This window comes from uncultured Eudoraea sp. (assembly GCF_947490415.1).
Lineage (GTDB): Bacteria > Bacteroidota > Bacteroidia > Flavobacteriales > Flavobacteriaceae > Eudoraea.
On record NZ_CANLGX010000004.1, the window covers coordinates 226,744 to 239,018 of the forward strand.

Here is a 12,275-nt window from a genome sequence, read left to right on the forward strand (position 1 = left end):
TTGTACTGAAAACTGATTTCAGGACATTGTTTTACCTAAAATGGCCTGGGGAATGTCCTAATTTTTTCTTGAAGGCCTCGTACATTGCGGATCGGGACTTGAATCCGGCATCAAAGCCAATACCTTCAATTGATAATTGATTCTTGGTATCGGCTTCAATAATTACCAGGCATTTATCCACACGATGATTATTTACCCATTCATTAAAATTCATTCCCAGATTTTGGTTGATACAGCTAGAGATTGTTCGTGCAGAAATCTGAATCTCTTTGGCAAAAGAATGGAGGGTTAGATCTTGGTCGAGGTAATATTCATTGGTCTCCATTTTGCTTTTGATCTTCCCACAAATTTCAGGATCGATAGCCGTACTTACTTTATGGAAAGTTGGTGCATTATCTTTCACTATATTGAAAGTATCGCCGGATCCATCAAAGAGGGTCTGTTGTGTAAAAGCCTTGTAACTCACAAAGTAGTTAAAAATAGCAATGAATAAATAGGCTAAAATTATTAGATCGGATTGACCCGTCCCGCCTAATATGATACGCAATAATTCAGCTCCCCAAAACAAAATAATAGGGGCTATAGCGAAGATACATTGCCATAGCCAGTTGATATTGAGAAGAGCCATATCTGTATATTCATTTCTAATTAAGTTTCGATAATTTAATGTTTCTCTTATGGCAATGACAAACACAGTTACCGTTAAAATAAAGGCGTAATACTGTTGCGCCATGAAAAAATGATCAAGAAATTCCCAGCCTAAAAGATCCAATAAAGAATTACCAGAAAACAATAACAACCAGATATTAATCAGAGTAATTCCTATAATGCTGAACGCAAGGAAATAATGGATTTTCAGGTATAATGCATAGGAGGAGGATTTCCCAACTTTCTCAAGAACAAAATGGAGAAATAAAACAGGGAAAAGCAATTTTACTTCGGGCAGGGTGAAGTAACCTTCAAGTGAGTAGCCCCATAATTCACTCATGGGTAACAGATCCGTCAAGGCCCCAAACACAAAGGAAAGTAAAAAGAATCCCAATAATTTGTTCGCAAAACTACCGTATTTCTTAGAGGCAATAAAAATCACCCCTAACAAAAGACCTTGAATAAGCGCAGCCCAGATTACTATGGTGATGAATGATTCCATTCTAATTCCTGTTGATATATGCCAATTAAATATTCAAAGAAAATGAATTTTATGAATTATCACATTTTAATTGTTTAAACTGTACATAATTCATGCTTGCTTTATGACTTCATTAAAAACTACTATTTTTAGGTTATAACTTGACTAGTTAAAATACTCACAGAGTATAAGTCGCACAAATAATATACGAACCCTTAGCCGTCTTTATGACCAACCAACGACCAAATGATAAAATTCTTTCGTAAAATTAGACAACAACTACTAACTGAAAATAAACTGGGTAAATATCTGATTTATGCATTTGGAGAGATAGTCCTTGTGGTAATCGGTATCTTAATTGCGCTGCAAATCAACAATTCCAACGAAGATCAAAAACTACGAAACCAAGAATTACATTATTTAAAAAACTTAAAAACAGACCTAAATTTAAACATCTCTGAATTAGACAAGTACATCGACATTAGAAATTCCAGAATTGAATCTGCCAATTATGTACTAGAACATTTTGAAGGTAAGCCCTTAACAGATTTAAACGCTTTTGCCTTTCATACCACAAACATTTATATCTGGCAGAAATTTTCTCAACACGACAATACTTTTCAGGAACTCATTAATTCAGGGAATTTGACCCTGATTTCTAACGATACCATAAAAAATGGACTTCTTAATCTTCAAGCATTATATAAAAAGTTAAAAAATGAAGAAGAACATTTTAGATTTGACGCAGAAATATTATTATACGAGCCCTCTTATGGGGTATTAGATCTAAATCCAATTGTCAAAAACTTTACTTATCAAGTTACTAATGGAGAGGCGGGCGTAAATATAGAATTACCCAAAGCAAATTATGAAACCATGTTACAAGATCTTAAACAGAAGAATGGCTTCGTAATGGCTGTATATGAATTCTCGGTTATGAATACACAATTTACTGAAATGAAGAGCATGTGTAATTCAATAATTGCATTAATTGATAATGAATTAAACGATGAAGAACGATGATCAAAAAAATTACGGAATTTTCATATTCAAGACCGATAGAGGTAATTTAAAAGAATGCAATCGAATTCAATGGCAAAAAAAGCATTAATTTTAGCTGGCTTTATAATTTTAAAGTTTCTACTTCAAACCATTTTAATAAGCCCTGAATACGACTTACAAAGAGATGAGTATCTTTATCTTGATTTAGGGCATCATTTGGCTTGGGGGTATTTATCCGTCCCTCCTTTAACTTCCTGGATTTCTGGAATTATTTATCTTTTAGGAAATTCGGTTTTTTGGGTTAAATTCTTCCCCTCCCTGTTTGGAGCTTTGACCATTATCGTGGTTTGGAAAACTATTGAAGAATTAAAAGGGAGTTTATTTGCCCTGATATTAGGTGCAACATGTGTTTTATTTTCTTCACTTTTAAGACTTAACACGCTATATCAACCGAACTCTTTTGACGTTTTAAGCTGGACAACTTTATTCTTTATCATCATTAAATATTTCAACACTGAAAAGCAAAAATGGCTTTTTATCGCTGCCATAGTATTTGCTTTCGGGTTTCTGAACAAATACAATATTGTATTTTTACTTTTAGGCTTATTACCCGCCATTTTATTAACTGAACAGCGCAAAGTATTCCTTAAAAAAGAAATATACTTTGCCGTCATTCTAGGATTGCTTTTCATTGCTCCTAACCTTTTGTGGCAATACAACAATAATTTCCCTGTTATTCATCATCTTAAAGAGCTATCAGACACACAACTGGTAAATGTTGACCGACTTGATTTTTTAAAATCACAAGTTTTGTTTTTTATTGGTTCTTTATTCGTGATTATTTCAGCTTTATATGCTTTGCTTTTTTATAAACCCTTTAAAAAATATAGAACATTCTTTTGGACATTCTTTTTTATACTCATAGTTTTTATTTTTTTCAAAGCTAAAGACTACTATGCTATTGGACTTTATCCTGTTTACATTGCATTTGGTTCTGTTTTTATTGCCGATATTTTAAAGGATGGATGGAAAGTTTATTTGCAACCTATGGCTATAACTATTCCAGTCTTGTTTTTTATTCCAATGTACAATATTGCATTCCCAAATAAAAGTCCTCAATATATCATTGAGCATTCTAATAAATACAAGGATTTGGGCTTACTTCGCTGGGAAGACGGTAAAGACCATTTGATACCACAAGATTATGCTGATATGCTTGGATGGAAAGAATTAGCTAAGAAAGTGGATTCCATTTATTTAAAGACACCCAATCCTAGCCAAACACTTATACTTTGCGACAACTATGGTCAGGCAGGAGCTATTAATTATTATACGACTGGGGAAATAAAGGCCGTTTCCTTTAATGCAGACTATATTAACTGGTTTAATCTTGAGCCACAATATATTAATCTCATCAGGATTATAAGCTATAAAGAAAAAGATGATGAATTTAAAAAAACCGCTCCGTATTTTAATTCCGCCGTTCTGGCTGATTCCATTTCAAATAAGTATGCGAGGGAATACAAAACAATGATATTTGTTTTTACAACAGCTAAAGTTGATGTCAATAGAATAATAAAAAGTGAAATTGAAGAAGTGAAAAACTACCGCTAACAAAGTGTATAGAACAAAGCTGGTAAGTGCAAAACCAAAGAGTGGTTTCTTCTTTATAAAGTTCCACCAAACTTTTAATTTGGCTTGAAAAATAGAAGAAACAAAATATAAAAATTCGGCTCTGTGCTATTCCGATAGCCTTCGGGATCGGGATAACCAACCAACAAAACAATGATAAAATTCTTTAGAGGACGGAGCGTTAAGAGGGCAGAATGAAATAATCTTTGAGATAGAATACAACGAAGGTTAAAAACATGTATAGCTTATTTCGGCTGAATTCCTAATAAGATTTCATTGCAATTTGGCTACCTTTCGGTTACGGCGGAAAAATCCCTTAACAAGAATTAGAGCAATCTTAGACAGCAAAACATAAATAGACGATATGGAAAAACACTATAAGAATATTGGCAAACTCTTTTTATGAACAACAGAAGCAAAATCGATCTGGCCAGAGAGGGCTTCAGGGAAGGACATTTTGTAGTTATTAAAGCACAAAAACACAATGGCAATTAACATAGTTATAGGAGACCTTGTCGATAAAAATATTGAAATGGCGGAACGAAAAGGTATTGGGCATCCTGATACCATTTGCGATTACGTAACAGAACAAATTTCCATTGAACTCAGCAAATATTATTTGAAAGAGTTTGGTGCGATAATGCATCACAATGTTGACAAAGCCCTTTTAATAGGTGGACAATCGAAGCCAGCTTATAAGGGCGGAAAAATAATTAAACCCATTTCGCTGATAATTGCAGGCAGGGGTACACACCAGGTAAGGGATAAAATAATTCCGGTTGAAGAAATTGCGGTTGAAACCGCAAAAAAGTGGCTACGGAAAAATATCCGGCATCTTGATGTTTCAAGAGATGTCCAGATTACCTCAAAAATACGTCCGGGAAGTACTGATTTAGTTGAACTGTTCAACCGTTTTGGGAAAGGTGAAATTCCACTGGCAAATGATACATCATTCGGTGCGGGCTTTTATCCCACTACCTTTCTGCAAGATAGCATCATTAAGATTGAGGAATTATTAAATGCCCAATCCACAAAAAATATATTTCCTTTTATTGGAGAAGACATAAAGGTGATGGGCGTAAAAGACCATTCGAAAAATTATTTTACAATCGCAATTGCCATGATTGATAAATATATTGCTGATTTGAATGACTATGTTTCTAAAATCAAACAGCTAAAAGAATTTGTCCTCACAACGTTACTTTTAACCGATACAACTATTTATATTAATACAGCTGACAACTATCTTCATGAAAGCATCTACCTGACAGTAACTGGCACAAGTGCAGAAAGTGGTGATGATGGACAGGTAGGCCGAGGAAATCGTATCAACGGATTAATTACTCCTTATTACCCAATGAGTTTGGAGGCAACAGCAGGCAAAAATCCTGTAAGTCATATCGGTAAAATTTACAATTACTTTGCAATGGATTTGAGCCGTGCTATTGTTAAAAATAATTTTGCTGATGAAGCCCTTGTTTTTATCGTATCTCAAATTGGTAAACCCATTAATGAACCCCAATTAATGCATTTTAAACTGAAAAATATTAGAGTAGACAAAGAACAAATTGAAGATTTAGCAAAAGAAAAACTCATCGGGCTTAATAAATACTGGAAGAGGATAATCAATGTATAAAATGCATTGGCATGCATTTTATACTAACTATTATATGTAATTTGATAAATGAATGAAACAGGGGGGAAATTGGAATTGAATATTTGAACCTGCTGAAAGGCTAGTTCAAACGAGAAAACTTTCAAATGGCAGAACAAAAAGATTTAGATTTTACGTACTCCACTATCGACAAGATATTCCGTTTGAGCATGGGGGAAACTGGGGATTACAGCGGAGCAAAATATGATGGTGATTTTTCGATGTCATTGGAAGAAGCTCAAAAGGCAAAACACAAATTCATAGCAGATAGTCTTAATATTACCAAAGGAAGCAAAGTGCTTGACATGGCCTGTGGTTGGGCACCTTTTATGAATTATATTATTCATGAAAGAGGTTCAGAAAGTATTGGTTTAACACTCTCACAAGGGCAGGCTGATGCCTGTCAGAAGAATGGTTATAATGTGATGGTTAAAGATTGTCGCTATGTAAAAAAGGAGGACTTTGGAGCTTTTGATGCCATTTCCTGTATTGGGGGATTGGAGCATTTTTGTTCTGTAAAAGAATGGCAAGCAGGCAAACAGGAAGACGTTTATCGCGATTTTTTTAAAACACTCTATGATTTGTTGCCGGTTGGCGGTCGGTTTTATATGCAAACCATGACCTTCAGCAAGAATATGATTGAATTTGAGGAGCTGGACGTGAATGCTAAAAAAGGATCTACGGCCTATGTGATGGCGCTCATGGTAAAACAGTTCCCCGGTTCCTGGCTTCCTTACGGACCTGAGATGGTCATAAAATGTGCAAAACCCGGATTCAAACTAATTTCCCAAAGTAGCGGTAGGTTAGATTATATAGAAACCATTGCTCAATGGCGGAAGAAATTCAGAAAATTTCATCTTAAAAAATATTGGCTTTACCTATCCCTCATTCCAAGATATTTTTCAGATATGGAATTTAGACACCTGGTCGCTATTTTCAAAGTAAGCCCCAACAAGGTCTGTTTTGAAAAAGAGGTAATGGATCATTACCGATTGGTTTTTGAAAAAGTTTAGCGATAAAGCTGAGTATGAAAAATTTTAGAATAACCCTTCCTGTAATCGTATTCTCCCAGTTCTGTGGCATATCGCTTTGGTTTGCCAGTAATGGTGTGATGAACGACCTTATCACAAATTTCAACCTTAATAATAGTGCTCTTGGGCACTTAACCTCAGCCGTCCAATTTGGCTTTATTACAGGTACATTGCTCTTTGCAATCTTGACGATCGCGGACCGCTTTTCGCCTTCAAAAGTATTCTTGATTAGTGCATTACTTGGAGCATTGTTCAATATATGTGTTATTTGGGAAGGTAATAGTTTGACAAGTCTGCTTTCATTTAGATTCTTAACCGGATTTTTTCTTGCCGGTATTTACCCCGTGGGAATGAAAATTGCCGCGGATTATTATGAAAAAGGACTTGGAAAATCGTTTGGGTTTTTGGTGGGGGCACTGGTCATTGGCACAGCGCTTCCTCATTTATTGAAGGGGATAACCGAAGTCTTTTCATGGAAATCAGTGTTATTCACAACTTCAGCACTGGCAATGCTTGGTGGTTTTTTGATGATTGCCCTTGTTCCCAACGGGCCCTATAGGAAACCTGGGGTAAACATTGATTTATCTGCTTTCTTTAAGGTGTTTCGCAATAGTAATTTTCGTAAAGCCGCTTTTGGATATTTCGGGCATATGTGGGAGTTGTATGCCTTTTGGGCCTTTGTTCCTGTTATGTTGAAAACATACAACAATTTACATCCTCAAACTGGGTTTAATATTCCGGTCTGGTCTTTCCTGATCATCGCAATTGGTGGATTGGCTTGTGTTCTTGCAGGATATATTGCCAAAATAGTTGGAACAAAACGAACTGCATTTATAGCGCTACTCCTATCGTGTGTATGTTGCCTTATTTCGCCATGGATTTTTGATGTTAACTTTGAAAGTTTGTTTATTTCTTTTCTTCTTTTTTGGGGCGCAGTAGTTATTGCCGACTCGCCTCTTTTCTCCACATTGGTGGCGCAAAATGCATCTCCTGAACTTAAAGGGACAGCACTTACAATAGTTAACTGCATTGGCTTTTCAGTAACCATTGTCAGCATTCAAATAATTAATGGAATGAGAGAACTAACCAATTCAAATAGCATTTACGCTCTGCTAGCTGTAGGCCCCGTATTGGCACTGATTGCATTAAGCAGAAAAAATAAAATAACAGCACCCAACAGTGCATAAAAGGCATTAGAACGTTTTTTTATACGAAACGTTAGAGGGAATAAAAATATTATTTATGTACAGAAAGGTCGAAGAATCACAAACCTTATTAATAAATACCCAATCCAAAAATCTAGCCGCTCAAAATAAGGAGCTGATAAAATTCGGATTTGGGCAGTCCCCTTTTCTACCTCCGAAACAAGTTATGGATGAACTGAAGTCTGCCGTTCATCACAAGGAATATTCCTCAGTTCAGGGAGATCTGGAGTTAAGACAATATATGGCAGATTTTCACAAAGCACACAATGGTCTTACTGTTTTGGCCGATGATATATTGATAGGTCCTGGATCAAAAGTTTTAATTTTTAATACCTTAATGGCTTTCGAAAAGGCCGATGTCTTTATCCCAACTCCTGCCTGGGTTTCTTACGGACCACAAGCCAAACTTGCCGGACATAACATTATACAGCTCCCAACGGATTTCGACCAAAAATGGAGAATTAGTGCAGAAAGTCTCAAGAAAGCATCGAAACACAAATCACATAAAGCTACCATTTTGATATTGAACTACCCCGGTAACCCAGATGGATTAACCTACTCGAAGGGCGAATTAAAGGAAATTGCCAACCAGGCCCGAATCCAAAATATATATGTTATATCAGATGAAATATATGGTCTGCTTAACCATGACCTAAACCACAAATCTTTTGCGAATTATTATCCCGAAAAAACAATCACGACCACAGGATTATCTAAATGGTGCGGTGCAGGAGGGTGGCGATTTGGCGCTGTTTTTTTACCCAATGAAATTGAGTCAGACTTAAAAAAAACTATGATAGGTATAGGTTCTGAAACTTACTCTTGTGCCCCAACACCAGTGCAAATAGCAGCCAGGACTGCCTATAAAAATTTTCAGGACATTTCATGGTATATCAAATGGCAGGTTAATATACTCAGCCAAATTGGAAATTACTGCTCTGACAATCTGAATTCTTCCGGTATTCGAGTTCATAATCCCCAAGGTGGATTCTATATTTTTCCAGATTTCTCACTTCACCAGGAAAAATTGCATGCCGCAGGGATAAAAACCTCAAATGATTTATGTTCAACACTATTAAAAGATACAGGTGTCGTGTTATTACCTGCCCATGCATTTGGATTTGAAGAAAATTATTTAGCGGCGAGATTGGCATATGTGGATTTTATTCCACCCCTGGAGAACAGCCACTTTGATGTAGAAAAGAATTGCCCGAAAGTGAAAATCGGAATTGATGCCATAATAAAATGGATCGAAAATATTTAAACCTCCTTGTATAAATGTATATAAGAAATAGCTGCAGGGCCAAGTTAACAAAGCTTGCACTTTTTTAATACATTTATAATATCCGAAAAGATTGCTGCTGTCAAAACGATACTTTTCAAGCACAAACCCTTAACTACTGTTAACTGAATGATTCAATCTTACAAACAAAAACCGCGATTACAAGAAACTTATGATACCATTATTATTGGCTCAGGAATGGGAGGCCTTACTACTGCTGCTATTCTGTCTAAAGAAGGTCAAAAAGTTTTAGTGTTGGAAAGGCATTATACTGCCGGTGGTTTTACGCATATTTTTAAGCGTAAAGGCTATGAATGGGATGTAGGCATCCATTATATAGGAGAAGTACAGCGAGAGAATAGTATGTTAAAAAAACTTTTTGATTATGTAACCGACGGTGAATTGAAATGGGCTGATATGGGAGAGGTGTATGACCGAATCATTATTGGGGATCAGCGTTTTGATTTAGTAAAAGGGGTTAAAAACTTTAAGAACCAAATGATTTCTTATTTTCCAGAGGAAGAGAAAGCTATCAATAAATACGTCGATTTGGTTTTTACGGCAGTAAAAACGAGCAAAAACTATTATATCAGTAAGGCCATTTCGCCATTCTGGAATAACCTTTTTGGATGGTTTTTAAGAAAACCTTTTTACAAATTCACGGATAAAACTACCTATGAGGTACTCCGTTCATTGACAAAGAATGAAACCTTAATAAAAGTCCTTACGGGCCAATATGGCGATTACGGGTTACCGCCAAAACAAAGTAGTTTTTCCATGCACGCCTCAGTAGTAAGACATTATTTTAACGGAGGAAGTTTCCCCTTTGGAGGTTCTTCTCAAATTGTAAAAAAAATTGACCCTGTAATAGCTGCATCTGGTGGAACAATTCTGGTAAGTGCAGAAGTGGAAGAAGTTATCATTGAAAAAAATACCGCTATTGGGGTTCGGATGAAAGACGGTAAAATACTTCGTGCTAAAAACATTGTAAGCAATGCAGGAATTATGACCACTTACAACAAACTATTGCCGTCCAAAACGGTCGAAAAACACAAGTTGAAAGAACAATTGCAAACGGTAAAGCCATCTGTGGCACATGCAAGCTTATACATAGGTTTAGAGGGTTCTCCAGAGGAACTTAAGATTCCAAAAACAAATTATTGGATTTATCCGGCAGAAGGTGATCATGATTCATGTGTTGAAAGATATTTAGAAGATTTGTCACAACCATTTCCGGTAGTGTATCTATCTTTTCCTTCCGCCAAAGACCCGGACTGGTCTAATCGATACCCCGGCAAAAGCACTATTGATATCATTACATTGCTCCCCTATGAAACATTTGAAAAATGGTCTGATACTTCCTGGAAAAAAAGAGGAGATGAGTATGAAGCAATTAAAGAGGACATCACTAATCGTTTGTTAGAGGAACTTTACAAACAACTGCCGCAGGTTCAGGGAAAAATCAATTACTATGAACTTTCTACACCACTTACCACGCAACATTTTGTCAATTATGAAAAAGGAGAAATTTACGGATTGGACCACAGTCCTTCGAGGTTCAGACAACCTTTTTTAAAACCAAGGACACCAATCAAAAACTTTTATCTTACAGGTCAGGATATCGTAACTGCCGGTGTAGGAGGTGCTTTGTTCTCAGGTGTATTGTCTGCTATGGCTATTAACGGGAAAAACATTCTGAAAAAGGTTTAGGTACTACATCTAAAATTCCCTTAGGTATTTCATCGCACTGAATAAAAGGGTTGTGCATTTTTTCTATCTTAGTTCTCACGCATCGAAACCTTATACCTACACATTGATGGAAATTTTACCAAATGAATATGCTCAACTTAGACATGAAATGACCTATTTTCAAGGTGTTTTTCCAACAGAGTATTAATTATGAGAACCTTTATCTTTTTTATATTATTTTCCATGATTAGTTGTTCCTTTTTTGGGCAAACATATCAAAAAAACAGAGTAATTATATTAACCGATATTGAGGCAGACCCTGATGATACACAGTCATTAGTGCGTTTGTTTTTATATGCTAACCAAATTGATATAAAAGGATTAATTGCTACAACCTCTTGTTGGCATCAGACAAATGTTAATCCAAAATCTATAGAAAAATTAATTTATGCGTATGGCCAGGTCCAACCCAATCTTTTAAAACATGAATCTGGTTTTCCAACTCCTGAAAACTTATTGACTCTTGTAAAAGAAGGTTTACCAATATATGGCATGGGAGGTGTAGGTGACGGAATGGATTCAGTGGGTTCTGAGTGGATTATAAAAGTACTTGAAGAAGATGACGACCGGTCATTATGGATATCTGTTTGGGGAGGCGCAAATACTTTGGCTCAATCACTCTATAAAATAAATAATACTAAAACTAAAAAAGAAGCAAAGAGACTTATTTCAAAACTCAGAGTTTATACTATTTCAGACCAGGATGATAGTGGTATTTGGATAAGAAATAATTTCCCCGATTTGTTTTATGTTGTTAGTCCCGGCGATGATTACGGCAGCGCCACATGGACCGGAATTAATGGTTATTTTGAAGGTGTCGATAATACCAAAATCAGTAATAGCTGGATAGCTAAAAACATCCAGCAAAACCATGGCCCACTCGGTGCAGTATATCCTGATGTCGCATGGGGAGTGGAAGGTGACACTCCTGCATTTTTATCTCTAATTCCCAATGGGCTTAACGAATCTGAGCATCCTGATTGGGGAGCTTGGGGTGGCCGTTATGAATTATATAAGCCCGATTTTTCAAAAACAAAAGAAGGTGGTTCAATAGTAACCATAGCGCCGGAGACCAGAAAGATTTGGACAAACGCAATTGATAATTACACCCCATACATACCTAATGAATTTGGACGCTCCGTTAAGAAGGATACGGTTTCATTTAAAAATGATAAAGTTACTTTATGGCGTTGGAGAGATGATTTTCAAAATGACTTTGCCGCCCGTATCGATTGGTGCATAAAATCCTATGAAGAAGCCAATCACCCACCCGTTCCCGTACTAAGTCATCCCCAGCAAATAACCGTAAAAGCAGGTGAAGAATTTAGCTTAGATGCTTTTGATACCACCGACCCGGATGGAGATGGTTTTAGTTTCTTGTGGTTTAACTATCCCGAGGCAGGCAGCTATAAAAAATCAATTGAGATTAACGGAGCAGAGAATGTACATGTGGCATCTGTTACAGCCCCGGAAGTCTCAAAAGAAGAAACTGCACATTTTATTTTAAAAGTGACTGATAAAGGTGAACCTCAATTATCAAGATATAAACGAGTAATTGTGACCATGATACCTAAATAAAAAATACAGTTAA

The 12,275-nt window shown here is 36.1% G+C and carries 9 protein-coding genes; 8 read left to right on the forward strand and 1 reads right to left on the reverse strand.

The features are described from left to right. Window positions 1-31: 31 nt before the first annotated feature. Window positions 32-1,150: a helix-turn-helix domain-containing protein gene (locus Q0874_RS12215; protein ID WP_299163579.1), complete on the reverse strand. Its 1,119-nt coding sequence runs from the start codon at window positions 1,148-1,150 to the stop codon at window positions 32-34. A gap of 225 nt (window positions 1,151-1,375) precedes the next feature. Here Q0874_RS12215 and Q0874_RS12220 point away from each other — a divergent pair, with 225 nt between their 5' ends. From Q0874_RS12220 to Q0874_RS12255, 8 genes are all read left to right on the forward strand, one after another. After that, a complete protein-coding gene (locus Q0874_RS12220) occupies window positions 1,376-2,152 on the forward strand; it encodes a DUF6090 family protein (protein ID WP_299163581.1) in 777 nt (258 codons plus the stop codon). 69 nt (window positions 2,153-2,221) lie between these two features. After that, window positions 2,222-3,745 (forward strand): glycosyltransferase family 39 protein, encoded by a 1,524-nt coding sequence (locus Q0874_RS12225; protein WP_299163583.1) that lies wholly within the window; start codon window positions 2,222-2,224, stop codon window positions 3,743-3,745. Between the two features lie 502 nt (window positions 3,746-4,247). Beyond that, window positions 4,248-5,399 carry a methionine adenosyltransferase gene (locus tag Q0874_RS12230; protein ID WP_299163584.1) on the forward strand — a complete coding sequence of 384 codons (1,152 nt, stop codon included), beginning with the start codon at window positions 4,248-4,250 and terminating at the stop codon, window positions 5,397-5,399. A gap of 125 nt (window positions 5,400-5,524) precedes the next feature. Next, window positions 5,525-6,430 carry a class I SAM-dependent methyltransferase gene (locus Q0874_RS12235; protein ID WP_299163585.1) on the forward strand — a complete coding sequence of 302 codons (906 nt, stop codon included), beginning with the start codon at window positions 5,525-5,527 and terminating at the stop codon, window positions 6,428-6,430. Between the two features lie 14 nt (window positions 6,431-6,444). Continuing rightward, the gene (locus Q0874_RS12240) at window positions 6,445-7,635 is read left to right on the forward strand and encodes a nitrate/nitrite transporter (protein ID WP_299163587.1); all 1,191 of its coding nucleotides are present in this window, start codon (window positions 6,445-6,447) and stop codon (window positions 7,633-7,635) included. Window positions 7,636-7,690: 55 nt separating this feature from the next. Continuing rightward, window positions 7,691-8,917 carry a pyridoxal phosphate-dependent aminotransferase gene (locus Q0874_RS12245; RefSeq protein WP_299163589.1) on the forward strand — a complete coding sequence of 409 codons (1,227 nt, stop codon included), beginning with the start codon at window positions 7,691-7,693 and terminating at the stop codon, window positions 8,915-8,917. Window positions 8,918-9,064: 147 nt separating this feature from the next. Continuing rightward, complete coding sequence (locus tag Q0874_RS12250; RefSeq protein ID WP_299163591.1) at window positions 9,065-10,645, forward strand: NAD(P)/FAD-dependent oxidoreductase; 1,581 nt, start codon at window positions 9,065-9,067, stop codon at window positions 10,643-10,645. A gap of 189 nt (window positions 10,646-10,834) precedes the next feature. After that, window positions 10,835-12,262, forward strand: coding sequence for a DUF1593 domain-containing protein (locus tag Q0874_RS12255; protein WP_299163592.1), 1,428 nt, complete (start codon window positions 10,835-10,837; stop codon window positions 12,260-12,262). Window positions 12,263-12,275 lie beyond the last annotated feature (13 nt).

Bases quoted from the DNA above. Each gene is read 5' to 3' on its own strand.
- Q0874_RS12215 (WP_299163579.1), bottom strand. From the start codon at position 1,150: ATGGAATCATTCATCACCATAGTAATCTGGGCTGCGCTTATTCAAGGT.
- Q0874_RS12220 (WP_299163581.1), top strand. From the start codon at position 1,376: ATGATAAAATTCTTTCGTAAAATTAGACAACAACTACTAACTGAAAAT.
- Q0874_RS12225 (WP_299163583.1), top strand. From the start codon at position 2,222: ATGGCAAAAAAAGCATTAATTTTAGCTGGCTTTATAATTTTAAAGTTT.
- Q0874_RS12230 (WP_299163584.1), top strand. From the start codon at position 4,248: ATGGCAATTAACATAGTTATAGGAGACCTTGTCGATAAAAATATTGAA.
- Q0874_RS12235 (WP_299163585.1), top strand. From the start codon at position 5,525: ATGGCAGAACAAAAAGATTTAGATTTTACGTACTCCACTATCGACAAG.
- Q0874_RS12240 (WP_299163587.1), top strand. From the start codon at position 6,445: ATGAAAAATTTTAGAATAACCCTTCCTGTAATCGTATTCTCCCAGTTC.
- Q0874_RS12245 (WP_299163589.1), top strand. From the start codon at position 7,691: ATGTACAGAAAGGTCGAAGAATCACAAACCTTATTAATAAATACCCAA.
- Q0874_RS12250 (WP_299163591.1), top strand. From the start codon at position 9,065: ATGATTCAATCTTACAAACAAAAACCGCGATTACAAGAAACTTATGAT.
- Q0874_RS12255 (WP_299163592.1), top strand. From the start codon at position 10,835: ATGAGAACCTTTATCTTTTTTATATTATTTTCCATGATTAGTTGTTCC.